The organism is Aeromonas sp. 102P, from assembly GCF_051920345.1.
Classification (GTDB): domain Bacteria; phylum Pseudomonadota; class Gammaproteobacteria; order Enterobacterales; family Aeromonadaceae; genus Aeromonas; species Aeromonas veronii.
Map to the genome: position 1 here is coordinate 1 of NZ_JBQBCZ010000008.1, position 23,625 is coordinate 23,625.

Genomic DNA, 23,625 nt, shown 5'->3' on the forward strand with positions numbered 1-23,625 from the left:
CCTAACTATTCACCGTTCAGCAGGGCTTGGGAACAGCGCTTACTTCTATAGAAAAATAAGAGGTGAATGATGAGTTGAGGCAGTTGAGGCAGTTGAGGCAGTTGAGGCAGTTGAGGCAGTTGAGGCAGTTGAGGCAGTTGAGGCAGTTGAGGCAGTTGAGGCAGTTGAGGCAGTTGAGGCAGTTGAGGCAGTTGAGGCAGTTGAGGCAGTTGAGGCAGTTGAGGCAGTTGAGGCAGTTGAGGCAGTTGAGGCAGTTGAGGCAGTTGAGGCAGTTGAGGCAGTTGAGGCAGTATCAGAATTCATTAAAAGAAAAGCCGGGACAAGCCCGGCTTTTTCTTTATCACTCAGCAGCTGCTTCAGCAGCCGCCGGGCGGTCTACCAGCTCAATATAAGCCATAGGGGCGTTGTCGCCTGCACGGAAACCGCATTTCAGAATGCGAGTATAACCGCCGGCGCGCTCCAGGTAGCGCGGGCCCAGTTCATTGAACAGCTTAGCCACGATCGCGTTATCGCGAGTACGGGCGAATGCCAGGCGACGATTAGCAACGCTATCAGTCTTGGCAAGGGTGATCAGCGGTTCAACTACACGACGCAGCTCTTTTGCCTTAGGCAGAGTCGTCTTGATGATCTCATGACGAACCAGGGAGCTGGCCATGTTGCGGAACATTGCCTGACGATGGCTGCTGTTCCGGTTCAGTTGACGACCACTCAAACGATGGCGCATGACCTTATCCTTCTAACTAAATCTGTGAAACCCGTAATCTGGATTACTCGTCAGCGATGCTGGCGGGCGGCCAGTTCTCAAGGCGCATGCCAAGAGACAGACCACGGGAGGCCAACACGTCCTTGATCTCAGTCAGGGACTTCTTACCGAGGTTAGGAGTCTTAAGCAACTCAACTTCGGTACGCTGTACCAGATCACCAATATAGTGGATAGCTTCTGCCTTCAGACAGTTCGCAGAACGAACTGTCAGCTCCAAATCATCGACAGGACGTAGCAGAATCGGATCAAACTCGGGTTTCTCTTCTTTCTTCTCGGGCACGCTGACATCGCGCAGATCCACGAAGGCTTCCAGTTGCTCGGCCAGAATAGTGGCAGAACGACGGATGGCTTCTTCAGGATCCAGGGTACCATTGGTCTCCATGTCGATGACCAGCTTGTCCAAGTCGGTACGCTGTTCCACACGTGCTGCCTCAACATTGTAGGCAATACGAACGATGGGGCTGAACGCAGAGTCCAGCAGCAGGCGACCAATCGGGCGCTCTTCGTCATCGTTGTGAACACGAGCAGAAGCAGGCACATAACCACGACCGCGCTGAACTTTCAGGCGCATGCTGATTTCAGCATTGGCACCAGTCAGGTGGCAGATTACGTGCTCCGGGTTTACGATCTCGACTTCATCACCGTGAGTGATATCACCAGCGGTAACGGGGCCTGTTCCAGACTTGGTCAGGGACAGAGTTACCTCGTCCTTGCCTTCCAGCTTCACAGCGATACCTTTCAGGTTGAGCAGGATTTCAAGAATGTCTTCCTGTACACCTTCTTTGCTGCTGTACTCATGCAGTACCCCGTCAATTTCGACTTCAGTAACTGCACAACCGGGCATAGATGACAGCAAAATACGACGCAGGGCGTTGCCCAGCGTGTGACCAAAGCCACGCTCGAGTGGCTCAAGAGTCACTTTCGCATGAGTCGGGCTAACTTGCTCGATGTCAACTAGCCGCGGTTTAAGAAAATCTGTTACAGAACCCAGCATTGTGTCCTCTCTTTAGAAGCTAGCTTTACTTGGAGTAAAGCTCGACGATCAGCTGTTCGTTAATGTCGGCAGACAGGTCGGAACGCTCTGGCAGACGCTTGAAAGCACCTTCCATTTTAGCGGCGTCAACCTCTACCCAAGTCGGCTTCTCACGCTGACCAGCAACTTCCAGGGAAGCTTTGATACGCGCTTGCTTCTTTAGCCTTCTCACGAACGCAGATCACGTCCTCAGGGGAAACCTGGAAAGAAGGAATGTTCACAACGCGACCGTTTACCATGATGGCCTTGTGGCTCACCAGCTGACGAGATTCAGCACGGGTAGCGCCGAAGCCCATACGATAAACAACGTTGTCCAAACGACCTTCCAGCAGCTGCAACAGGTTTTCACCGGTGTTACCCTTTTGACGGGCAGCGTCGCGGTAGTAGTTGCGGAACTGTTTTTCCAATACGCCGTAGATACGACGAACTTTTTGTTTCTCGCGCAGCTGAACACCGTAGTCGGACAGACGCGCTTTACGCGCACCGTGCTGACCAGGGGCGGTGTCAATCTTGCACTTAGAATCAATCGCACGAACACCTGACTTCAGGAAGAGGTCGGTGCCCTCACGACGGCTAAGCTTAAGCTTAGGACCGATATATCTTGCCATCTTCTTTCTCCAACAATCCTAGACCAAGTAGCTACAGCGTTATACGCGGCGCTTCTTGGGAGGACGACAACCGTTGTGCGGGATCGGAGTCACATCAGTAATGTTAGTGATGCGGAAACCAGCCGCGTTCAGGGCGCGGATGGAAGACTCACGACCGGGACCCGGACCTTTGACCATGACTTCCAGGTTCTTGACGCCATATTCTTTGGCCATCTCACCAGCGCGCTCGGCAGCTACCTGAGCAGCGAACGGGGTGGACTTACGAGAACCACGGAAACCGGAACCACCAGAAGTAGCCCAAGACAGAGCATTGCCCTGACGGTCAGTAATGGTCACGATTGTGTTGTTGAAAGATGCATGAACGTGCGCAATACCGTCGCTCACTTGCTTTTTAACGCGCTTGCGAGCACGAGTCGGAGTTTTAGCCATTTTCTACCTTCCCGTTACTTCTTGATAGCCTTGCGCGGACCCTTACGGGTACGAGCGTTGGTCTTGGTACGTTGACCACGAACAGGCAGGCTACGACGGTGACGCAAACCACGGTAGCAACCCAGATCCATCAATCGCTTGATGTTCATGGAAATCTGACGACGCAGGTCACCTTCAACGGTGAATTTACCTACTTGTTCACGCAGACTCTCGATCTGAGCTTCGTCCAGGTCTTTAATTTTCACATTCTCAGCGATACCGGCTGCGGCACAGATGGCCTTGGAGCGGGTACGACCGACGCCATAAATAGCAGTCAAAGCGATGACTGCATGCTTATGGTCAGGAATGTTAATGCCAGCGATACGGGCCACTATTCACTCCTACATATAGTAGATTACGACCACCACAAAGCCCGTGAGCGGATACGTGGCGGTCAACCAATACACAACAAAAGTTGGCTGGCTATATTAGCCAGCACAACTATTTGTTGCAAGTACTAACCGTAAAAAATTAGCCTTGGCGCTGTTTATGCTTTGGCTCGCTGCAAATCACACGCACCACACCGTGACGCTTGATGATTTTGCAGTTACGGCAGATTGCCTTAACGGAAGCACGAACTTTCATTGCTTAACTCCGTAACTACGCCGACCTTTAGCGGCCGTAGCCCTTCAGGTTGGCCTTCCTCAGGACGTCGCCATATTGATGAGACATCATATGGGTTTGTACCTGAGCCATGAAGTCCATGATAACTACCACGATAATCAGCAGCGAAGTGCCACCGAAGTAGAACTGTACGTTCCAGGCAGTCATCAAGAACTGGGGTACCAGACAGATAAAGGTTATATAGAGCGCACCTGCCAATGTCAGGCGAGTCATAACCTTATCGATGTAACGTGCTGTCTGCTCGCCCGGGCGAATCCCCGGGATAAAGGCTCCACTCTTCTTCAGATTATCTGCTGTCTCGCGGGGGTTGAACACCAGCGCGGTATAGAAGAAGCAGAAGAAGATAATGGCTGCTGCATACAGCATCTCGTAAAGCGGTTGACCCGGCTGCAGGACCATAGAGACCTGTTGCAGGATATCAGCTACTTTACCCTCGCCCTGACCAAACCAAGAGGTAATGGTCCCCGGGAAGAGGATGATACTGGATGCGAAAATCGCAGGAATCACACCAGCCATATTCACTTTCAACGGCAGGTGTGTGCTTTGCGCGGCAAATACCTGGCGGCCTTGTTGACGCTTGGCATAGTTAACGACGATACGACGCTGACCACGCTCCACGAACACCACAAAGTAAGTCACTGCGAAAACAATCAAGCCCAGCAACAACAACAGCAGGATGTGCAATTCCCCTTGACGTGCCTGTTCGGCCGTAGCGCCAATGGCATGCGGCAGACCAGCAACGATACCTGTGAAAATAATCAACGAGATACCATTACCAATCCCACGCTCGGTAATCTGTTCACCCAACCACATCAAAAACATGGTACCGGTGACCAGACTCACAACCGCTGTGAAATAGAAGCCTAGACCCGGATTAGTCACGAGTCCATGCATCATATTCGGCAGACCGGTTGCAATACCAATGGCCTGGAAAGTTCCCAAAACCAGCGTGCCCCAACGGGTATATTGGCTAATCTTGCGACGGCCGGATTCACCTTCTTTCTTGAGTTCAGCAAGAGCGGGGTGAACCACTGTCAGCAGCTGGATAATGATCGATGCCGAAATGTACGGCATGATCCCCAACGCAAGAATAGAAGCACGCGAGAGTGCACCACCACTGAACATGTTGAACATCTCAATGATGGTGCCCTTCTGTTGCTGGAACAACTCGGCCAGTACGGCGGCGTCAATACCAGGAATCGGCACATAAGAGCCTGCACGGAAAACGATAATCGCCCCGAGAACGAAGAGCAGACGGCTCTTCAGTTCACTCAGACCACCCTGTGCTTTAACATCCAATCCTGGTTTCTTAGCCATTGTACTGATTATTCCTCGATTTTACCGCCAGCGGCCTCGATGGCTGCGCGTGCACCTTTGGTGACGGACAGACCACGAACGGTCACAGCACGGTCAATGTTGCCTGACAGAACAACTTTAGCGAACACGATGTTCTTAGTAACAACACCGGCTTGCTTCAGAGTGCTCAGGTCGACCACATCACCTTCTACCAGGGCGATTTCGTTCAGACGCACTTCGGCAGAAACCAAAGATTTGCGAGAGAAGAAACCGAACTTCGGCAGACGGATTTTCAAAGGCATCTGGCCGCCTTCGAAACCGTTGCGGACTTTACCGCCACCGGAACGAGAGGTTTGGCCTTTAACACCACGACCACCAGTCTTGCCCAGGCCGGAGCCGATACCACGACCACGACGTTGTTTTTCAGGCTTGGAACCAGCGGCCGGAGACAGAGTGTTCAGACGCATGCTTAGCCCTCCACCTTAACCATGTAATAAACCTGGTTGATCATGCCGCGTACGCAAGGAGTATCTTCCAGCTCAACGGTGTGACCAATGCGACGCAGACCCAGACCACGCAGAGTCGCCTTGTGCTTTGGCAGACGGCCGATAGAGCTGCGAGTTTGAGTTACTTTTACAGTGTTAGCCATGTCGCATTACCCCAGAATTTCTTCAACGCGCAGACCACGCTTGGCAGCGATCTGTTCCGGTGATTGACCGTGAACCAGAGCGTCTACAGTAGCGCGAACAACGTTGATTGGGTTGGTGGAACCGTAGGTCTTGGCCAGCACGTTGTGGATACCGGCAACTTCCAGAACAGCACGCATAGCGCCGCCTGCAATGATACCAGTACCTTGGGAGGCCGGCTTCATGAACACGGTGGAGCCAGAGTGAACACCACGCACCGGGTGGTGCAGAGTGCCGTTGTTCAGCTCAACCTTGTTCAGGTTACGCTTAGCCTGTTCCATTGCTTTTTGAATAGCAGCCGGAACTTCACGGGCTTTACCGTAACCGTAACCTACACGGCCGTTACCATCACCCACCACGGTCAACGCGGTGAAGGACATGATACGACCACCTTTAACAGTTTTCGAAACACGGTTTACTGCAATGAGCTTTTCTTGCAGTTCGCCGGCTTGAGATTCGACTTTAGCCATCTTCGACTCCTAGCTTAGAACTGAAGACCAGCGTCACGTGCGGCAGCTGCCAGGGCAGCGATGCGACCGTGATACTTGAAACCGGAACGATCGAAAGATACGTTCTGAACGCCTTTGGCAATAGCACGCTCAGCGATAGCCTTACCTACAGCGGTAGCAGCATCTGCGTTACCGGTGTATTTCAGAGCTTCACTGATGGCTTTCTCTACTGTGGAAGCAGAGGCCAGAACTTCGGAACCGTTGGCTGCAATAACCTGCGCATAGATATGACGCGGGGTACGGTGAACAACCAGACGGGTAGCTCCCAGTTCCTGCATCTTTTTCCGAGCACGAGTAGCACGACGGAGACGAGCTGCTTTCTTGTCCATAGTGTTACCTTACTTCTTCTTAGCTTCTTTAGTACGCACTTGCTCGTTGGCATAGCGTACACCCTTGCCCTTGTAGGGCTCCGGAGCGCGGTAAGCACGGATATCGGCGGCGACTTGGCCAACCAGCTGCTTGTCGACGCCACGCAGAACGATTTCTGTAGCTGTCGGGCACTCAGCGGTCACACCAGCCGGCAGCGCATGCTCTACCGGGTGAGAGAAGCCCAGAGCCAGCGCAACAGCATTGCCCTTGATGGAGGCTTTATAACCTACACCAACCAGCTGCAGCTTGCGCTCGAAGCCTTGGGTAACACCGATTACCATGTTGTTGACCAATGCACGGGCAGTACCGGCCTGAGCGTCAGCACCAGCGATGCTGCCGCGCGGGGCGAACTTCAGTACATTGTCTTCTTTGGTCACTTCTACACCGGCGTGAATAGAGCGAACCAGAGAACCTTTACCACCTTTGATGGTCAGTTCCTGGCCGTTCAGAGTCACCTCTACGCCAGCAGGAATAGTGACGGGTGCCTTAGCAACACGAGACATTTCCTACCTCCTATTAAGCGACGTAGCAGATGATCTCACCGCCCATGCTTGCTTTGCGAGCAGCACGGTCAGTCATCACACCTTTAGACGTGGACACGATAGCAACACCGAGACCGCCCATAACTTTCGGCAGATCAGTAGTGCGCTTGTAAATACGCAGGCCTGGACGGCTTACGCGTTGGATCAGTTCTACAACTGGCTTGCCCTGGAAATATTTCAGTTCAATTTCCAGTTCCGGCTTCACGTCACCAGCTACGGAGTAGCCAGCGATGTAACCTTCTTCTTTCAGCACTTTGGCGATAGCCACTTTCAGCTTGGAAGAAGGCATGGAAACCGCAACTTTGCTCGCCGCCTGACCGTTACGGATGCGGGTCAGCATATCCGCGATCGGATCTTGCATGCTCATAAGTCTAACTCCCGAGATTCGTTACCAAGAAGCCTTCTTCAGGCCCGGAATTTCGCCCTTCATGGCATGCTCACGCACCTTGATGCGAGACAGGCCAAACTTGCGCAGGAAACCGTGCGGACGACCAGTAATATTGCAACGGTTACGCTGGCGGGACGGACTGGAATCACGGGGCAGCTGTTGCAGTTGCAGTACAGCATCCCAACGCGCTTCTTCAGAAGCGTTCATGTCAACGATGATAGCTTTCAGCTCGGCACGCTTGGTCGCGTACTTGGCTACCAGCTTGGCACGCTTTGCTTCGCGCGCTTTCATGGATGTTTTAGCCATAACCCTAACCTTACTTGCGGAATGGGAAGTTAAAGGCAGCCAGCAGAGCACGGCCTTCTTCATCGGTATTCGCGGAAGTGGTGATGGTGATATCCAGACCACGGACGCGATCGACTTTGTCATAGTCGATTTCCGGGAAGATGATCTGCTCACGCACGCCCATGGAGTAGTTACCACGACCGTCGAACGCTTTAGCGTTCAGGCCACGGAAGTCACGGATACGCGGTACGGAGATGCAGATCAGCCGTTCCAGGAACTCCCACATACGCTCGCCACGCAGGGTTACTTTACAACCTATCGGGTAGCCTTCACGAATCTTGAAGCCCGCAACAGATTTGCGAGCTTTGGTGATCAGCGGCTTCTGACCGGAAATGGCAGCCATATCGGCAGCAGCATTTTCCAGCAATTTCTTGTCAGAGATCGCTTCACCAACACCCATGTTCAGGGTGATTTTCTCGATCCGAGGGACTTGCATGATAGTCTTGTAACCGAACTGCTTGGACAGTTCATTTACTACATCGGATTTGTAGTAATCATGCAGTTTCGCCATCGTTAAACTCCAATTACTTCACAAGTTCGCCGGTGGATTTGAAGAAACGGACTTTTTTGCCGTCTTCAATCCGGAAACCAACGCGGTCAGCTTTGCCAGTGGCAGAGTTGAACAGCGCTACGTTTGATACATCGATGGGGGCTTCTTTGGTGACGATACCGCCAGCCTGACCCAGTGCGGGTACCGGCTTCTGGTGTTTCTTCACCTGGTTGATGCCTTCCACGATTACCTTACCTTTTGCAATCAGGACTTGAGTGACTTTGCCACGCTTGCCCTTGTCTTTGCCGGTAAGAACAATCACTTCGTCTTCGCGACGGATTTTAGCTGCCATCGTTCGACTCCTTACAGTACTTCGGGTGCCAGGGACACAATCTTCATGAACTTCTCATTACGCAGTTCACGGGTCACCGGGCCAAAAATACGAGTACCGATTGGCTGTTGGTTGTTGTTAAGCAACACAGCCGCATTGTTGTCGAAACGGATGACAGAGCCGTCCGGACGACGAACGCCTTTACGGGTGCGTACGACCACCGCGTTATACACATCACCTTTCTTCACTTTACCGCGAGGAATGGCTTCCTTGATGGAAACCTTGATGATGTCGCCGATGCCGGCGTAACGGCGGTGCGAGCCACCCAGAACCTTAATACACATTACACTGCGAGCGCCGGAGTTGTCGGCAACACCCAGCATACTTTGCATCTGGATCATCTTAGTGCTCCGCTTTGTTTACTTCTTATCCCTAATGGGATCTGGCTGCCTTCAAAAGGCGCGAAACTATAACACAGGATTTTCAGAAAAGGTAGCCTAAAAAACAAACGGCCCCTGAAAGGGGCCGCTTGGACTACAAAGTACCGATTAGGCCTTTTCTACAACGGCAACCAGGGTCCAGGACTTGGTCTTGGACAGCGGGCGGCATTCGCGGATTTCCACGAGGTCGCCAGCTTTGCACTCGTTGTTTTCGTCATGCACGTGCAGCTTGGTAGTGCGCTTGATGATCTTACCGTAGATCGGGTGCTTTACCTTGCGCTCGATAGCAACAGTGATGGATTTGTCCATCTTGTCGCTGATTACACGACCTTGCAGAGTACGGATCTTGTCAGTCATTACGCACCTGCCTTCTCAGTCAGTACAGTCTTGATACGTGCGACGTCACGACGCACTTGTTTCAGAGTGTGAGTCTGAGCCAGCTGGCCGGTGGACGCTTGCATGCGCATGTTGAATTGCTCACGCAGCAGGCCCAGCAGCTCCTGGTTCAGTTCTTCGACGCTCTTTTGACGCAGATCTTGGGCTTTCATCACATCACCGTCTTAATTACGAAAGTGGTCTGAACAGACAGCTTAGCTGCGGCCAGGGCAAACGCTTCACGCGCCAGAGCCTCAGGTACACCGTCCATCTCGTACAGAACCTTGCCAGGCTGGATCGGGCAAACCCAGTATTCCACGTTACCCTTACCTTTACCCATACGAACTTCGAGGGGCTTTTCGGTGATGGGCTTGTCCGGGAACACACGGATCCAGATCTTACCTTGACGCTTAACGTGACGGGTCATGGCACGACGGGCTGCTTCGATTTGACGAGCAGTCAGTTGACCACGGGATGTCGCCTTCAGGCCAAAGGTACCGAAGGATACTTCGTTACCAGAGGTGGCCAGACCGCGGTTACGACCCTTGTGGGTCTTGCGGAATTTAGTACGCTTAGGTTGCAACATTTACCGAATCTCCTTACTTAGCAGCGCGGCGCTTGTTGTCACGCTTGGGCTTTGCAGGAGCTTGCTCTTGAGCAGCGGCAGCGTTAACAGCAGCCAGACCGCCCAGAACTTCGCCCTTGAAGATCCAAACTTTAACGCCGATCACACCGTAAGTGGTGTGGGCTTCAGAAGTTGCGTAGTCGATGTCGGCACGCAGGGTGTGCAACGGCACACGACCTTCACGGTACCATTCGGTACGCGCGATTTCAGCGCCGCCCAGACGACCGGAAACTTCCACTTTGATGCCCTTGGCACCCAGGCGCATTGCGTTCTGTACGGCGCGCTTCATAGCACGACGGAACATTACACGACGCTCCAGCTGGGAAGTGATGCTGTCGGCAACGAGTTTGCCATCCAGCTCCGGCTTGCGGACTTCGGAAATGTTGATCTGAGCAGGCACGCCAGCAATAGTGGCTACAGCTTTGCGCAGCTTCTCAACGTCTTCGCCTTTCTTACCGATTACAACACCCGGACGAGCGGTGTGAATGGTCACACGGATGCTCTTGGCCGGACGCTCAATGGTGATCTTGGACAAGGACGCGTTTTTCAGTTCCTTGGTCAGGAACTGGCGTACTTGAAAATCGCTGTACAGGTTGTCAGCGAAGTCTTTGGTGTTCGCGAACCAGGTAGAATTCCAAGGCTTGGTAATACCCAGGCGAATGCCATTAGGATGTACTTTCTGACCCATTGCTTATCTCCCAGCCTTAGCGTCGGATACCACTACAGTGATGTGAGCGGTACGCTTGAGGATACGATCCGCACGACCTTTGGCACGCGGACGGATGCGCTTCATGGAGGGACCTTCGTCGACCATGATAGTAGCAACACGCAGCGCGTCGATATCGGCGCCTTCGTTGTGCTCAGCGTTTGCAATGGCAGATTCCAGCACTTTCTTAACCAGCACTGCAGCCTTTTTCGGGCTGAAGGTCAGGATATTCAGAGCCTTGTCTACGGACAGACCACGTACTTGATCGGCTACCAGACGAGCTTTCTGGGCAGAAGTACGGGCATAACGGTGTTTAGCGATAGCTTCCATCATTTATCCCTTAGCGCTTCTTAGCCTTCTTATCAGCAGCATGGCCGCGATAAGTACGAGTCGGTGCGAATTCACCCAGTTTGTGACCGATCATTTCTTCGGTAACGAAAACCGGAACGTGCTGACGACCATTATGGACAGCGATGGTCAAACCGATCATGTTCGGGATGATCATTGAACGACGGGACCAGGTTTTAACCGGCTTTTTATCCCCGCTTTCCACCGCTTTCTCTACCTTCTTCAGCAAGTGCAGGTCAATAAATGGACCCTTCTTGAGAGAACGTGGCATGGTGATTCCTCTATGTTAACAATTACTTGTTACGACGACGTACGATGTACTTGTCGGTACGCTTGTTCTTACGGGTCTTGAAGCCTTTAGCCTTCTGGCCCCATGGGGACACAGGCTGCATGCCCTTGTTACGACCCTCACCACCACCGTGCGGGTGGTCAACCGGGTTCATCGCCATACCGCGAACGGTCGGACGAATACCACGCCAGCGGTTTGCACCGGCTTTACCCAGTTGACGCAACATGTGCTCGGAGTTACCGACTTCACCGATGGTAGCGCGGCACTCGGCCAGAACTTTACGTACTTCGCCGGAACGCAGACGCAGAGTTACATAGTTACCTTCACGAGCCAGGATCTGGATGAAAGTACCAGCGGAACGAGCCAGCTGGGCACCTTTACCAGGTTTCATCTCTACAGCGTGAACGGTAGAACCAACCGGGATGTTGCGCATCGGCAGGGCGTTACCTACCTTGATGGCTGCATCAGCACCAGAAGCGATCGCGTCACCAGCTTTCAGGCCTTTCGGAGCCAGGATGTAACGACGCTCACCGTCTGCATACAACACCAGAGCGATGTTAGCGGTACGGTTCGGATCGTATTCCAGGCGCTCTACTTTAGCCGGGATACCGTCTTTGTCGCGCTTGAAGTCGACGATACGGTAGTGCTGCTTGTGACCACCACCGATATGACGGGTAGTGATACGGCCGTTGTTGTTACGACCACCGGACTTGCTTTTGCTGTCCAGCAGAGCGGCGAAGGGCTTGCCCTTGTACAGCTCTTGATTGACGATCTTGACGACGTGGCGGCGGCCCGGAGAAGTAGGCTTGCACTTAACGATTGCCATTTTTGAGAACTCCTCTTACTCGGCTGCGCCCATGAAGTCGATGTCCTGACCAGCTTTCAGGGTCACATAAGCCTTTTTCCAATCGGAACGACGGCCTACGCGTGCACCTGCGCGCTTGGTCTTACCCTTCATGTTCAGGGTACGGACGGTCTCAACTTCGACCTCGAACAGTTTCGCAACTGCAGCTTTGACTTCCGCCTTGGTAGCATCAACAGCAACTTTGAACACGATAGTGTTCTGCTTTTCTGCAACCATGGTGCTCTTTTCAGAGATGTGCGGAGCCTTCAGAACTTTCAGCAGACGCTCTTCACGGATCATGCCAGCATCTCCTCGATTTGCTTAACTGCGTCAGCAGTCATCAGAACCTTGTCGAAAGCGATCAGGCTGACCGGGTCGATACCGGCAACGTCACGCACGTCAACTTTGTACAGGTTGCGAGCAGCCAGGAACAGGTTCTCATCGACTTCAGCAGTCACGATCAGAACGTCAGTCAGTTCCATTTCTTTCAGCTTGGCGATCAGTTCTTTGGTCTTCGGAGCTTCGATGCCGAACTTCTCAACAACGATCAGGCGCTCTTGACGTACCAGCTCGGACAGAATGCTACGGATAGCGCCGCGGTACATCTTCTTGTTTACTTTCTGGCTGTGATCTTGCGGCTTAGCAGCAAAAGTCACACCACCGGAACGCCAGATGGGCGAACGGATGGAGCCAGCACGGGCACGACCAGTACCCTTCTGACGCCACGGCTTTTTGCCGCCACCAGACACTTCAGAGCGAGTCAGCTGCGCACGAGTACCCTGACGGGCACCAGCGGCATATGCAACGACGACCTGGTGAACCAGAGCTTCGTTGAATTCGCGCCCGAAGGTAGTCTCGGAAACTTCAAGAGCGCTCTTGGCGTCTTTCATTACCAATTCCATTACTATCTCCTCAGACGTTACGCTTTGACGGCAGGTTTGACGATCACGTTGCCGTTGGTTGCACCCGGTACTGCACCTTTGATGAGCAGCAGGTTGCGTTCAGCGTCAACACGAACCAGTTCCAGGTTCTGAGTCGTTACACGCTCAGCACCCATGTGACCAGCCATCTTTTTGCCCTTGAATACACGACCCGGAGTCTGGTTCTGACCGATAGAACCCGGAACGCGGTGAGACAAGGAGTTACCGTGGGTCATATCCTGGGTGCGGAAGTTGTGGCGCTTAACAGTACCAGCAAAGCCCTTACCTTTGGATGTGCCGGTAACGTCTACCAGCTTAACGTCAGCGAGAAGATCTACTTTCAGCTCGCTACCAACAGTGAAAGTTTCACCGTTGTTCAGACGGAATTCCCACAGACCGCGACCGGCTTCTACACCAGCTTTGGCGAAGTGGCCAGCTTCCGGCTTGGTCACACGGCTGGCTTTCTTGGCGCCAGTGGTAACCTGAATAGCGTTGTAGCCGTCGGTTTCTACAGATTTGACCTGAGTTACACGGTTAGCTTCAACTTCGATAACAGTCACCGGGATAGAAACGCCATCTTCAGTGAAGATGCGAGTCATACCCACTTTGCGACCTACAAGACCGATTGTCATTGTTATCAACCTCTTTCCGTAATTAACCCAGGCTGATCTGGACGTCTACACCAGCTGCCAGATCCAGACGCATCAGGGCGTCTACGGTCTTGTCAGTCGGCTCAACGATGTCTACCAGACGCTTGTGAGTGCGGATCTCGTACTGATCACGCGCATCTTTGTTGACGTGCGGGGAGATCAGGACGGTGAAGCGCTCTTTGCGAGTCGGCAGCGGAATAGGACCGCGAACCTGCGCGCCAGTGCGCTTAGCAGTTTCAACGATTTCCGCAGTGGATTGATCAATCAGGCGATGATCAAAAGCCTTCAGGCGGATACGGATTCTTTGGTTCTGCATTGACAGAGCTCCAATAGATAAAAGAACATAAATCAACACCGCCCGACCGAGACTTCTCCCGCCAGAGGTGTGATTTTTCACGTTTCCCCCCATATCGGGAGGACTGTATGGCTGGCTCCTGTAAACAGGAAACTCAGCAGCAGACGTATCGTCTGGCTTACCTCATGGGTAAGCGGAGGGGATTATACGGATTTTTCAAATTTGCGCAAGGGAGAGAGAACAGATTATGCGCAGTTTTATGTGACAGATGGATCTCGCCTGCGGCAACACACTCTGCTGCCGACACCAAGGTAACGACAATGTTACAAGCAGACTGGTAGACTGTGCGCTTGCCTCTGTCAGTGGAACGACATCCCATGCTCAAAGATCAAAAGAAAGCCTATCAGTATGGCCTTTGCGCCGTTGCCCTCTGGTCGACGGTCGCCACAGCCTTCAAGATCTCCCTCGCCTATTTCGAACCTGTGCAACTGTTGCTTGTGGCCGCCTTCACCTCGACTCTCACACTGACAGCCGTCGTCGCCAAACAGGGCAAACTGCCGCTGCTGGGGAGCTACATCAAGGCCCGCCCTTTCTACTACCTGACTCTGGGCGTACTGAACCCCTTTCTCTATTACCTGTTGCTGTTCAAGGCCTATGACCTGCTGCCTGCCCAGCAGGCACAGACCCTCAACTACACCTGGGCCATTACCCTCAGTCTGCTGGCCGTCCCCTTCCTCGGCCAGAAGCTGCGTCGGCGCGATGGCGTCGCCATCGTGCTCGGCTACTTTGGCGCACTGGTGATCGCCACCAGAGGGGATGTATTCGGCCTCCAGTTCGACAGCCCCCTCGGCGTGACGCTGGCGCTGGTCTCGACCCTCATCTGGGCCAGCTACTGGATCCTCAACACCCGCAATCAGGGCGATCCCATCGTCAGCCTGTTGCTCGGCTTTATGATCAGCCTGCCTTTTATCGTCGTTGCAACCTGGTTGCTCTCCGATTTTGCCATGACCGCCTGGCAGGGATGGGCTGGAGCCATCTATGTGGGACTGTTCGAAATGGGCTTCGGTTTCGTGCTCTGGCTGATGGCGCTGCGCCATGCCACCAACACGGCCCCCATCAGCAACCTCATCTTTATCTCGCCGTTTGCCTCACTGGTGCTGCTCAACCTGTTGATAGGCGAAGCCATCCATCCAGCCACCCCAATCGGGTTGGCGCTCATCGTTGCCGCCCTGTTGATCCAGCAGCTCAAGTACGGCAAACGCTATCGAGCATCAGTCGAAAGCAAGAGCTGACCATGCAGAAGGGCGTATCAACGGATACGCCCTTCTCTCAATCCATCCACTCCTGTGGCTGATGTTTCGGCAGCCGCATCTCGACCAGCAAGCCGCCGAGATCCGAACTTCCCAGTCGGATAGTGCCATGGTGCTGGGCGACTATCTTGGCCACGATAGCCAACCCCAAGCCACTGCCGCCAACGGTCCGGGCCACATTACCCTGAGTAAACGGCTTGAGCACCCGGGAGTAGTCCTGCTCCGGAATGCCGGGGCCATCATCGGATAGGCGCAGGCGCACCCAGTGCCCATCGTCCTTGAGCTCAGCATGCAAGCGGCTCGCCCCGTAACGCTGCGAGTTGCTTGATAGGTTGTTCAACACCCGCCGGATACTGACCGGATTGCAGGCCACCCGCACCGCCTCTTGCGGCAGCGCCAGATCGACCTCCAACCCCTGCTCCGAGTAGATCAGCAAGGTATCGTGCACCAGTTGGGTCAGGTCGATAGGCTCCAGATCCTGGCCTTCATCCGGACGGATGTAATCAATGAACTGATCGATGATGGCATTTGACTCATCGATGTCGGCGTTGATGCTCTCCTTGAGGTACTCGTCACCGGAGGACATCATCTCGGTCGCCAGCCGGATGCGGGTCAGCGGGGTTCGCAGATCGTGGGAAACCCCCGCCATCATCAGGTTACGCTCTTCGATCAGGCTCTTGATGGAGTGCGACATGTGGTTGAAGGTGCGGGTCAGTCGCCGCACTTCCCGTGATCCCAGCTCCCCCAGCGCCTCGGGGAAATGGCCCCTGGCAACAGCAACGGCACCAGCCTCGAGATCTTCGAGCGGGCGCACCAGCTGCCGGGCAAAGCGCCAGGCCGCAAACAGGGTGATCACCAGCAGCACGCTCAGATAGATGATAAGGGGTTCGATATCGTCATCTTCGATCTCGGTCAGCGGGATCCGCACCCAGATTTTGCTGGCCTGCGGCGGCTGGATCCAGATGATGTAGTGATCCTGGATCTCGACCCGCACCTTGGCCGGGCCACCCAGCTCGCGGCTGATGTTCTCCTCCAGATAGGGGTACGGCTTGGCCTCGTTGAAGCCATGCTGCACCGCCTCGCTCTGGGTATAGATATCGGTACCGGTCGTCACATAGACCAGCGCCTCGGCATCTTCACTCAGCGCCAGTTGTTCTGTGTTGACCGGAAAGATCAGCTTGACCTGATTGGCCAGCAAGTGACTGATCTGCTTGACGGTTGGCGCCAGCAGATAGTTGTAGAAGGTGACGTAGGAGACTGCTTGATAGACCACCAGAACGGCAGCCAGAAACCAGAGCATGCGCGAGAACATGCTGCCGACCTTTTTCATGCACCGTCACCATCTGGCACGAACACATACCCCAGACCCCAGACGGTCTGCAGGTAGCGGGGCTGGGCCGGATCCTGTTCCAGCAGGCGGCGCAGGCGAGAGACCTGCACGTCGATGCTGCGCTCGGTGGCGGTGTATTCGCGGCCACGGGCCAGATTCATCAGCTTGTCGCGGGAGAGCGGTTCACGCGGATGGCTGACCAGCACTTTGAGCACCGCAAATTCACCGCTGGTGAGCGCCATCGGCTCACCATCCCGGCTCAGCTCGCGGGTCGCCAGATTGAGCTGGAAGGCACCGAAGTTGACCACTTTCTCTGCAGCAGAGGGTGCCCCCGGCAGCTCGACGGTATGGCGGCGCAGCACGGCACGGATCCGCGCCAGCAGTTCGCGGGGGTTAAACGGCTTGGGCAGATAGTCATCAGCCCCCATCTCGAGCCCGACGATGCGATCCACTTCATCCCCCTTGGCAGTGAGCATCAGCACCGGGATCTGGTTGCCCGCTTCCCGCAGACGACGGCAGATGGAGAGCCCATCCTCCCCCGGCAACATCAGGTCGAGCACCATCAGGCTGAAGTTTTCACGAGTCAGCAAGCGATCGGCCTGCTCGCCATTGGCCACACCGCGCACTACGAATCCCTGCTCGGTGAGATAGCGTTCCAACAGGGAACGTAATTTCAGGTCATCGTCCACGACCAGGACCTTGTATTGCTGCTGACTCATTGCTTTGCCTCTTCATTCTTTAGCTGCCCCCAATACTAGGGGGGGATATAGCGGGAGCAAAGCACAAATATGTTACCGGTTATTACCCATGATCAGAGCGTGAAGGCCATCAAGTCACTGCGCTGGCCAGCGACTCCCTGAATGGCGCCAGCCGAGCCATCACGATTTCCCTCGACAGCAAGAGGACAAAAGCTAATATTCCGGAGCAGTTAGCGATGAATACCCCTCTTTGACCAGGTCCGCATCACCATGAAGACAAAGCTGATCACCCGCGAAGGCTACAACAAGCTGAAAGAAGAGCTCGATTTCCTCTGGCGCCAGGAGCGCCCCGAGGTCACCAAGAAGGTGGCATGGGCCGCCAGTCTGGGGGATCGCAGCGAAAATGCCGACTACCAGTACAACAAGAAGCGGCTGCGGGAGATCGATCGGCGGGTGCGTTACCTGCGCAAGTGCCTCGAAGAGCTGGGGATCGTCGACTATGCCCCCGCGCAGGAGGGCAAGGTCTTCTTCGGCGCCTGGGTCGAGGTGGAAAACGAAGAGGGCGAGACCAAGCGCTTTCGCATCGTCGGCTATGACGAGATCTTCGAGCGCAAGGATTACATCTCCATCGACTCCCCCATGGCCCGCGCCCTGCTCAAGAAAGAGGTCGGTGATGAAGCCATCGTCCGTACGCCAGTTGGTGACGTCTGCTGGTATATCAACGAGATCAGCTACCCCAAATAGCCGGACTACTGGTGAGCTGCTTGCCACAGGCACATCCTGAGTCACAGGTGCAATGGCAAGATATGCGCTCTCCCCTGCGACTTATCAGTCTGACGGGTGCAGACCCCGGCGCAGGGTGGCATCCCGCAACACGACCCCATATAGTGCTCACACTTGGCGCCTGATGGCGCGGACTCGACCACAGAGGCCCTCAACAACATCATGATGCAAACCATAGAGAGACAGATTGCCGGTGAGCTCAATGCTCGCCCGGAGCAGGTGCAGGCCGCAGTGCGCCTGCTGGATGAAGGCTCGACCGTGCCCTTTATCGCCCGTTACCGTAAAGAGGTGACCGGCGGTCTGGACGACAGCCAGCTACGTACTCTGGAGAGCCGCCTCGGCTATCTGCGTGAACTGGAAGATCGCCGTCAGGTGATCATTCGCTCCATCGAAGAGCAGGGCAAGCTGACCCCCGAGCTGATGCGCGAATTGAATGGCGCCGACAGCAAGACCCGACTGGAAGATCTCTACCTCCCCTACAAGCCCAAGCGCCGCACCAAGGGGCAGATGGCGATCGAAGCCGGGTTGGAGCCGCTGGCCAATCTGCTGCTCAGCGACCCGATGCAGGATCCCGAGCAAGCTGCAGCCACCTTCCTCAATCCCGAACAGGGCATTGCCGACAGCAAAGCAGCCCTCGACGGCGCCCGCTATATCCTGATGGAACGCTTCGCCGAGCAGGCCGACCTGCTGGAGAAGCTGCGCGACTACCTGTGGCAAAATGCCACCCTGCGCGCCCGCGTTGTGGCAGGCAAGGAGCAGGAAGGGGCCAAGTTCAAGGACTATTTCGAACACGACGAACCCCTGCACAAGGCCCCCTCCCACCGGGTGCTGGCCATGCTGCGCGGCCGCAATGAAGGGATCCTCAATCTGGCGCTGGTAACCGGTGACGATGAGAGTGCCAGCCCCTGCGAAGGGATCATTGCCCACCACCTCAAGCTCAATCTGCAGAACCGCCCGGCCGACAAATGGCTGCAAGGGGTGGTGAGCTGGACCTGGAAGATCAAGTTGTCGCTTCAGATGGAGACCGAGCTGATCGGCCGTATCCGCGAATCGGCAGAGGAGGAGGCGATCAAGGTGTTCGCCATGAACCTCAAGGATCTGCTGATGGCGGCCCCGGCGGGCATGCGCTGCACCATGGGGCTGGATCCGGGCATCCGCACTGGGGTCAAGGTTGCCGTGGTGGATGCCACCGGCAAGCTGGTCGATCACGCCACCATCTATCCGTTCGAACCAAAACGCCAGATTGATCAAAGCCTCAAGACCCTGAGAGAGCTGTGCCAGAAACACAAGGTCGAGCTCATCAGCATCGGCAACGGCACCGCCTCGCGGGAGACCGACCGACTGGTGAGCGATCTGTTCGAGCGCTACCCCGCCGCCAAAGCGCAGAAGATAGTAGTGAGCGAGGCAGGAGCCTCGGTCTACTCCGCCTCCGAACTTGCCTCTCAGGAGTTCCCGGATCTCGACGTCTCGATCCGTGGCGCCGTCTCCATCGCCCGCCGCCTGCAAGACCCGCTGGCCGAACTGGTCAAAATCGATCCCAAGAGTATCGGGGTGGGCCAGTATCAGCACGACGTCGGCCAGAGCCAGCTGGCCCGCCGGCTGGATGCCGTGGTTGAGGATTGCGTGAACGCGGTCGGGGTCGATGTGAACACCGCCTCGGTCGCCCTGCTCAACCGGGTTTCCGGCCTCTCCCAAACGTTGGCCCAGAACATCGTCGCCTACCGGGATGAGCACGGAGCCTTCAAGAGCCGTCAGCAGTTGCTGAAAGTGAGCCGACTCGGCCCCAAAGCCTTCGAACAGTGTGCCGGCTTCCTGCGCATTCGCGGCGGCAGCAATCCCCTCGACAGCTCGGCGGTACACCCGGAGTCCTATCCGGTGGTGGAGCGGATCCTCGCCAAGCTGGAGCAGACAGTTGAGAGCCTGCTCGGCAACAGCAGCCTGCTGCGCAGCCTGAAACCGGCCGACTATACCGATGAGCAATTCGGCGTACCTACCGTCACCGACATCATCGGCGAGCTGGACAAGCCGGGCCGCGACCCGCGCCCCGAGTTCAAAACCGCGACCTTCAAGGAAGGGGTGGAGCAGATCAGCGACCTGGTGCCCGAGATGGTGCTGGAAGGGGTGGTCACCAACGTCACCAACTTCGGTGCCTTCGTCGATATCGGTGTTCATCAGGACGGGCTGGTGCACATCTCCTCCCTGACCGACCGTTTCGTCAAGGATCCCCGTGAGGTGGTCAAGGCGGGCGACATTGTGCGGGTCAAGGTGCTGGAAGTGGACGCCCCGCGCAAGCGGATTAGCCTGACCATGCGCCTCGACGAAAAGGCAGGGCAACCCGCCCGCAAGTCGGCTGAAGCGCGCAACAGCAGTGCTGGCAACGCCAAACCAAGAAATGAGCCGCGCCAAAGCGCCCCTATGGGTGGTGCCATGGGCAACGCCTTCGCGGCGGCGCTCTCCAAAGCGAAAAAGTAACGAAACCGTCCGGAACGCCTCTGAATGCAAAAAGCCCCGCAAGGGGCTTTTTTACACGCGAAGCTCAGGATCACTGCGTCAGGGCAGCAAGAATGCTCTCGGGCTCTCCATGCTGGGCCAGCACCTCCCGCAGTCGGTTGAATGCCTTGCAGGCCTCTTGCGGATACTTGCCGTAAGAGACGACGCCGGTGTGACTCCAGCCAGCCGCCAGCATCACTTTCTTCTTAAAACTGGTTCCTTCAGTTCCTCCTCCTCCGAGCTGCATCAGAAATTGCTCCATCTGCAGGTGGGGGGGCGGTACACGGGAGAAGGTGGTGAAATCTTCCGCTTTGACTTCATCGAAATGCATGACAGCTCCTGTGAAATTGGAATGGGCCTGATCTTCAGGTTAGTTGCAAAACAGGCAAAGCAGCTGAAAGTTTGGCGAGGGTGATTCAGATATGCAGACTGAGGGACAGGGTAGAAGCCGGGCTGACAGCCTGTTGATAGTGGCCCGCGATGACGCTGTTGCGCTTGTCCATATAGGCACTCAGCACACCGCCCGATTTCGCGCTCTGCTCGGCCATCAGCTCTTTGCGCGCCTTGGCTTCACTGGCGGCGGCGCTGCGTGCAACGGCCAAATCCTGCGCGGAAGGCTCGGCAGGCGCCAGCGCTGCAGAGCGGATCTGCTGCATCTTGGCGATGGTAGCGGCAGGGTCACCGGGTACGACACTGGTATCGATCTGGACTTCGCCACCCGTCGCATAACGCTTGCCATCCGGCCCTTGCGTAAACTGATAGGTGGGCGAGCTGGCGTACTCTCCACCCGCAGACTGGTGCGCCTGCTCGTGAGTGCGCACCTCCTTGTCACGCTCGACAAGATCCTGAACCTGCTGCTCTTGCCGCTGTTGCTGCTCCTGCTGTTTGGGATCTTGCTGCTTGCGCTGCCCATCCTCGCCGGTGGCCTCGACAAAGCGATTGTCTGGCAGTGTCGTCGGGGCTAATTGCCCGGTTTCACGGCTATTCTGGGAGCTCTGATTGCTGGAGGCCTGACCGGCTTTGGATTTCTCTTTCTGGGAGCCGACTTCGGATTCGGCAACGGAGGCTTGGCCCGCTCGTGCCTGTGGGATCAGTTCTGCCCGGCGATTATCCGTCCTCGCCGCTTCCACCTGGGGTTGCAGCTGTGTCGGGATAAGGGGAGGCAGACTGACATTGATGTTCATCTCACACCCGGATGTCGATCAGGGTTCCCATCATATCGCTGGCGGTCTGCACTACCTTGGCGGAAGCGCCAGCCTGCTGCTCGGCCACCTTGAGATTGACAAGCTCATCAGTCACTTGCACCTGATCCCCGCTGGGGGTGTTGAGGCGGGCGATCTGACTGGATGCCTTGTCGGCAATCTGCTCGGCTCGCTGAAATCCCTGTACCCCGCTGTTGAAAGCAGAATCAATACGCATGGTGTTACTCCTCTGGTCACAGCTTAATTATCCGCCAGACCAGAGGATTAATGAAGCTTGCAGGCTATTTTTTAGCCAACAAAATCTCGAACGATTTCAATGAATTCGTCAGGATGGGAGATAAAAGGTGCGTGTGAGGCCTTATTAAGGGTCACGCTGCGGCTGGCAGGGTAGAGATCATCCAGCAGGGGAATGGCGGCCTTGGGTACCAATGAATCCAGTCGGCCATAGATCCGCAACCAGGGCAGATCCAGCTCCCGCAGCGGTTCGCGTAGGTCAATCTCGGCCAACAGCGTCAGCCCGGCCTCGAGTGCGGCAAACTGGGGCGCCGGGCGCTCGGCCAGCCAGTGGCGCAACTGGCGGATATCGTCCCGGGCATGTTCACTGCCCATTGCCTGGATCGCCAGAAAGCGCTCTATGGTCTGGCGAAAATCCCCTGCCAGCATCTGGTTGAAACCGGTCAGTACTTTGGGGGCGATCCCCGGCCACTCATCGCGGGCCATGAAACAGGGAGAGCTGGCTACCGTGATCAGGGAGTGCAACCGATCGGGATGCGTCAGCGCCAACTGGCTTGCCACCAGACCGCCGAGCGACCAGCCAAGCAGATGGCACTTCTGCGGCAAGATGGCGGCCACCTGCTCGGCAAGCCAGGGCAGGCTGTAATCCACCTCGTCTGCCAGCGGGCTGTTGCCAAAGCCGGGCAAATCCACCAGATGAACCCGATAGTGGGGCGCCAACTGTTGGGCAACACCATGCCAGACCGCACCGTTCATCCCCCACCCGTGCAACAGCACCAAATCTGGCCCCTGGCCAAACTGCTCTACCGATATGCTCATCTAGACTCAAGATCCCTGTTCATGCTCTTGGGGTCAGCATGTTAAAGCGACTGCTCGCTAAAGCAAGCCCGCTGCTAGGCAGCCACGGTGACTGGCAAGGGAGCTGCCTGCTCTGCCATCAGCCTTGCGACAACGAGCCCCTGCTCTGCAGCTGGTGTCGGCAGGCGCTGCACCAGTCACAGCCGAGATGCCGCCTCTGCGCCGCACCGCTGACTGACTATATAGAGGAGAGCATACCGGTCTGCGGCCGCTGCCAGCGCAGACCTCCCCCCTGGGAGCGGTTGCAGGTGATCGGCGACTACCAAACCCCCTACCCCATGCTGATCCCCCGGCTCAAATATTCCGGCCAGATCCTGCTGGCGCCGCTACTGGCACGCCTCTTGGCCGATCATCTGGATAGCCGCGAGCCGCCAGAAGCGATCATTCCGGTTCCCCTTCACTGGTGGCGGCAGTGGCGGCGCGGGTTCAATCAGGCGGAGGAGATCGCGCAAGCCCTTGGCGAGTTCACCGCCATTCCCTGCGACAACACCCTGTTGCAGCGCATCAAGGCGACCCCGCAACAAACAACCCTGAGCGCCGGGCAGCGGCGGCGCAATCTGCGCGGGGCATTCCGGATCCGCTCCCACCAATACCATCATGTCGCCCTGCTCGATGACGTTGTGACCACAGGCGCCACCGCCGGTCAGCTCAGCCGTCTGCTCCATGAGAGCGGCATCACAAACGTAGAAGTGTGGGCGATCTGTCGTACCCTGCGGCACAGCAAGTAGACATCGGCATGCTACCCAAGCATTAATAACCGCGTTATCATGAATACC

Annotated in this window: 37 protein-coding genes and 1 pseudogene; 4 read left to right on the plus strand and 34 right to left on the minus strand. The window is 55.8% G+C overall.

The window, feature by feature from the left end:
- Window positions 1-340: 340 nt before the first annotated feature.
- From rplQ to rpsJ, 28 genes and pseudogenes are all read right to left on the minus strand, one after another.
- Window positions 341-724 carry a 50S ribosomal protein L17 gene (rplQ, locus tag ACTG1K_RS23425; protein ID WP_005307999.1) on the minus strand — a complete coding sequence of 128 codons (384 nt, stop codon included), beginning with the start codon at window positions 722-724 and terminating at the stop codon, window positions 341-343.
- A 43-nt stretch (window positions 725-767) separates the two neighbouring features.
- Entirely contained in the window at window positions 768-1,757 is a 990-nt protein-coding gene (locus ACTG1K_RS23430) for a DNA-directed RNA polymerase subunit alpha (RefSeq protein ID WP_005307997.1), read from the minus strand.
- A 25-nt stretch (window positions 1,758-1,782) separates the two neighbouring features.
- Window positions 1,783-2,404: pseudogene (gene rpsD / locus ACTG1K_RS23435) on the minus strand (30S ribosomal protein S4).
- A 39-nt stretch (window positions 2,405-2,443) separates the two neighbouring features.
- Window positions 2,444-2,833, minus strand: coding sequence for a 30S ribosomal protein S11 (gene rpsK / locus ACTG1K_RS23440; protein WP_005307993.1), 390 nt, complete (start codon window positions 2,831-2,833; stop codon window positions 2,444-2,446).
- Between the two features lie 14 nt (window positions 2,834-2,847).
- Entirely contained in the window at window positions 2,848-3,204 is a 357-nt protein-coding gene (rpsM, locus tag ACTG1K_RS23445) for a 30S ribosomal protein S13 (protein WP_005307991.1), read from the minus strand.
- Window positions 3,205-3,343: 139 nt separating this feature from the next.
- Entirely contained in the window at window positions 3,344-3,457 is a 114-nt protein-coding gene (gene rpmJ / locus ACTG1K_RS23450) for a 50S ribosomal protein L36 (protein ID WP_005319705.1), read from the minus strand.
- A gap of 27 nt (window positions 3,458-3,484) precedes the next feature.
- Window positions 3,485-4,813: a preprotein translocase subunit SecY gene (gene secY, locus ACTG1K_RS23455; protein ID WP_005340602.1), complete on the minus strand. Its 1,329-nt coding sequence runs from the start codon at window positions 4,811-4,813 to the stop codon at window positions 3,485-3,487.
- Between the two features lie 8 nt (window positions 4,814-4,821).
- Window positions 4,822-5,259, minus strand: coding sequence for a 50S ribosomal protein L15 (gene rplO, locus ACTG1K_RS23460; RefSeq protein ID WP_005340604.1), 438 nt, complete (start codon window positions 5,257-5,259; stop codon window positions 4,822-4,824).
- A 2-nt stretch (window positions 5,260-5,261) separates the two neighbouring features.
- Window positions 5,262-5,441, minus strand: coding sequence for a 50S ribosomal protein L30 (rpmD, locus tag ACTG1K_RS23465; protein WP_005307985.1), 180 nt, complete (start codon window positions 5,439-5,441; stop codon window positions 5,262-5,264).
- A gap of 6 nt (window positions 5,442-5,447) precedes the next feature.
- Window positions 5,448-5,948, minus strand: coding sequence for a 30S ribosomal protein S5 (rpsE, locus tag ACTG1K_RS23470; RefSeq protein WP_005340605.1), 501 nt, complete (start codon window positions 5,946-5,948; stop codon window positions 5,448-5,450).
- Window positions 5,949-5,962: 14 nt separating this feature from the next.
- Window positions 5,963-6,316, minus strand: a complete 354-nt coding sequence (rplR, locus tag ACTG1K_RS23475) for a 50S ribosomal protein L18 (protein ID WP_005340606.1) — start codon at window positions 6,314-6,316, stop codon at window positions 5,963-5,965.
- Between the two features lie 9 nt (window positions 6,317-6,325).
- Complete coding sequence (gene rplF, locus ACTG1K_RS23480; protein ID WP_005340607.1) at window positions 6,326-6,859, minus strand: 50S ribosomal protein L6; 534 nt, start codon at window positions 6,857-6,859, stop codon at window positions 6,326-6,328.
- A 13-nt stretch (window positions 6,860-6,872) separates the two neighbouring features.
- Window positions 6,873-7,265: a 30S ribosomal protein S8 gene (rpsH, locus tag ACTG1K_RS23485; protein ID WP_005307980.1), complete on the minus strand. Its 393-nt coding sequence runs from the start codon at window positions 7,263-7,265 to the stop codon at window positions 6,873-6,875.
- Window positions 7,266-7,286: 21 nt separating this feature from the next.
- On the minus strand, window positions 7,287-7,592 hold the full coding sequence (gene rpsN, locus ACTG1K_RS23490; protein ID WP_005340609.1) for a 30S ribosomal protein S14: 306 nt from the start codon (window positions 7,590-7,592) through the stop codon (window positions 7,287-7,289).
- A gap of 10 nt (window positions 7,593-7,602) precedes the next feature.
- Window positions 7,603-8,142: a 50S ribosomal protein L5 gene (gene rplE, locus ACTG1K_RS23495; protein WP_005331162.1), complete on the minus strand. Its 540-nt coding sequence runs from the start codon at window positions 8,140-8,142 to the stop codon at window positions 7,603-7,605.
- 13 nt (window positions 8,143-8,155) lie between these two features.
- Window positions 8,156-8,473 carry a 50S ribosomal protein L24 gene (gene rplX / locus ACTG1K_RS23500; protein WP_005307977.1) on the minus strand — a complete coding sequence of 106 codons (318 nt, stop codon included), beginning with the start codon at window positions 8,471-8,473 and terminating at the stop codon, window positions 8,156-8,158.
- An 11-nt stretch (window positions 8,474-8,484) separates the two neighbouring features.
- Window positions 8,485-8,853 carry a 50S ribosomal protein L14 gene (gene rplN / locus ACTG1K_RS23505; RefSeq protein WP_005307975.1) on the minus strand — a complete coding sequence of 123 codons (369 nt, stop codon included), beginning with the start codon at window positions 8,851-8,853 and terminating at the stop codon, window positions 8,485-8,487.
- 147 nt (window positions 8,854-9,000) lie between these two features.
- Window positions 9,001-9,249 (minus strand): 30S ribosomal protein S17, encoded by a 249-nt coding sequence (gene rpsQ, locus ACTG1K_RS23510; protein WP_005307966.1) that lies wholly within the window; start codon window positions 9,247-9,249, stop codon window positions 9,001-9,003.
- Window positions 9,249-9,440 (minus strand): 50S ribosomal protein L29, encoded by a 192-nt coding sequence (gene rpmC, locus ACTG1K_RS23515; protein ID WP_005307965.1) that lies wholly within the window; start codon window positions 9,438-9,440, stop codon window positions 9,249-9,251. The genes rpsQ and rpmC overlap by 1 nt, the downstream gene beginning before the upstream one ends.
- Window positions 9,440-9,853, minus strand: a complete 414-nt coding sequence (gene rplP, locus ACTG1K_RS23520) for a 50S ribosomal protein L16 (protein ID WP_005340612.1) — start codon at window positions 9,851-9,853, stop codon at window positions 9,440-9,442. The genes rpmC and rplP overlap by 1 nt, the downstream gene beginning before the upstream one ends.
- Before the next feature lie 13 nt (window positions 9,854-9,866).
- Window positions 9,867-10,580, minus strand: a complete 714-nt coding sequence (gene rpsC, locus ACTG1K_RS23525; RefSeq protein ID WP_005307962.1) for a 30S ribosomal protein S3 — start codon at window positions 10,578-10,580, stop codon at window positions 9,867-9,869.
- A gap of 3 nt (window positions 10,581-10,583) precedes the next feature.
- Window positions 10,584-10,928 carry a 50S ribosomal protein L22 gene (gene rplV / locus ACTG1K_RS23530; protein WP_005319741.1) on the minus strand — a complete coding sequence of 115 codons (345 nt, stop codon included), beginning with the start codon at window positions 10,926-10,928 and terminating at the stop codon, window positions 10,584-10,586.
- 10 nt (window positions 10,929-10,938) lie between these two features.
- The gene (gene rpsS, locus ACTG1K_RS23535) at window positions 10,939-11,217 is read right to left on the minus strand and encodes a 30S ribosomal protein S19 (protein ID WP_005307960.1); all 279 of its coding nucleotides are present in this window, start codon (window positions 11,215-11,217) and stop codon (window positions 10,939-10,941) included.
- 22 nt (window positions 11,218-11,239) lie between these two features.
- Window positions 11,240-12,061: a 50S ribosomal protein L2 gene (rplB, locus tag ACTG1K_RS23540; protein WP_005340614.1), complete on the minus strand. Its 822-nt coding sequence runs from the start codon at window positions 12,059-12,061 to the stop codon at window positions 11,240-11,242.
- Between the two features lie 15 nt (window positions 12,062-12,076).
- Entirely contained in the window at window positions 12,077-12,379 is a 303-nt protein-coding gene (gene rplW / locus ACTG1K_RS23545) for a 50S ribosomal protein L23 (protein WP_005307955.1), read from the minus strand.
- Entirely contained in the window at window positions 12,376-12,981 is a 606-nt protein-coding gene (gene rplD / locus ACTG1K_RS23550) for a 50S ribosomal protein L4 (RefSeq protein WP_005340616.1), read from the minus strand. The genes rplW and rplD overlap by 4 nt, the downstream gene beginning before the upstream one ends.
- A 17-nt stretch (window positions 12,982-12,998) precedes the next feature.
- Window positions 12,999-13,631 carry a 50S ribosomal protein L3 gene (rplC, locus tag ACTG1K_RS23555; RefSeq protein WP_005340620.1) on the minus strand — a complete coding sequence of 211 codons (633 nt, stop codon included), beginning with the start codon at window positions 13,629-13,631 and terminating at the stop codon, window positions 12,999-13,001.
- A 22-nt stretch (window positions 13,632-13,653) separates the two neighbouring features.
- Window positions 13,654-13,965, minus strand: a complete 312-nt coding sequence (gene rpsJ / locus ACTG1K_RS23560) for a 30S ribosomal protein S10 (protein ID WP_005307944.1) — start codon at window positions 13,963-13,965, stop codon at window positions 13,654-13,656.
- Between the two features lie 356 nt (window positions 13,966-14,321).
- Here rpsJ and ACTG1K_RS23565 point away from each other — a divergent pair, with 356 nt between their 5' ends.
- A complete protein-coding gene (locus ACTG1K_RS23565) occupies window positions 14,322-15,236 on the plus strand; it encodes a DMT family transporter (protein WP_440004739.1) in 915 nt (304 codons plus the stop codon).
- A 37-nt stretch (window positions 15,237-15,273) separates the two neighbouring features.
- On the opposite strand, the gene envZ is transcribed toward ACTG1K_RS23565, so the two are convergent.
- Both envZ and ompR read right to left on the minus strand, forming a co-directional pair.
- On the minus strand, window positions 15,274-16,584 hold the full coding sequence (gene envZ / locus ACTG1K_RS23570; RefSeq protein ID WP_021230784.1) for a two-component system sensor histidine kinase EnvZ: 1,311 nt from the start codon (window positions 16,582-16,584) through the stop codon (window positions 15,274-15,276).
- Window positions 16,581-17,303, minus strand: a complete 723-nt coding sequence (gene ompR / locus ACTG1K_RS23575) for an osmolarity response regulator transcription factor OmpR (RefSeq protein ID WP_005340625.1) — start codon at window positions 17,301-17,303, stop codon at window positions 16,581-16,583. Before ompR ends, envZ begins: the two co-directional genes overlap by 4 nt.
- 249 nt (window positions 17,304-17,552) lie before the next feature.
- Between ompR and greB the strand changes: the two genes are divergently transcribed.
- Both greB and ACTG1K_RS23585 read left to right on the plus strand, forming a co-directional pair.
- Entirely contained in the window at window positions 17,553-18,026 is a 474-nt protein-coding gene (gene greB, locus ACTG1K_RS23580) for a transcription elongation factor GreB (protein ID WP_005342682.1), read from the plus strand.
- Between the two features lie 201 nt (window positions 18,027-18,227).
- Entirely contained in the window at window positions 18,228-20,537 is a 2,310-nt protein-coding gene (locus ACTG1K_RS23585) for a Tex family protein (RefSeq protein ID WP_440006901.1), read from the plus strand.
- Between the two features lie 70 nt (window positions 20,538-20,607).
- Here the strand turns inward: ACTG1K_RS23585 and ACTG1K_RS23590 are convergent, their stop codons facing one another.
- The 4 genes from ACTG1K_RS23590 to bioH all read right to left on the minus strand — a co-directional run bounded on the left by ACTG1K_RS23590 (window position 20,608) and on the right by bioH (window position 22,810).
- Entirely contained in the window at window positions 20,608-20,886 is a 279-nt protein-coding gene (locus ACTG1K_RS23590; protein WP_005355353.1) for a hypothetical protein, read from the minus strand.
- 85 nt (window positions 20,887-20,971) lie between these two features.
- Window positions 20,972-21,739, minus strand: a complete 768-nt coding sequence (locus ACTG1K_RS23595) for a putative metalloprotease CJM1_0395 family protein (protein WP_439971415.1) — start codon at window positions 21,737-21,739, stop codon at window positions 20,972-20,974.
- A 1-nt stretch (window position 21,740) separates the two neighbouring features.
- Window positions 21,741-21,974, minus strand: a complete 234-nt coding sequence (locus ACTG1K_RS23600; protein ID WP_075113715.1) for a flagellar basal body rod C-terminal domain-containing protein — start codon at window positions 21,972-21,974, stop codon at window positions 21,741-21,743.
- A gap of 71 nt (window positions 21,975-22,045) precedes the next feature.
- Window positions 22,046-22,810, minus strand: coding sequence for a pimeloyl-ACP methyl ester esterase BioH (gene bioH / locus ACTG1K_RS23605; RefSeq protein WP_425856567.1), 765 nt, complete (start codon window positions 22,808-22,810; stop codon window positions 22,046-22,048).
- A 38-nt stretch (window positions 22,811-22,848) separates the two neighbouring features.
- Here bioH and ACTG1K_RS23610 point away from each other — a divergent pair, with 38 nt between their 5' ends.
- Complete coding sequence (locus tag ACTG1K_RS23610; RefSeq protein WP_440004740.1) at window positions 22,849-23,577, plus strand: ComF family protein; 729 nt, start codon at window positions 22,849-22,851, stop codon at window positions 23,575-23,577.
- Window positions 23,578-23,625 lie beyond the last annotated feature (48 nt).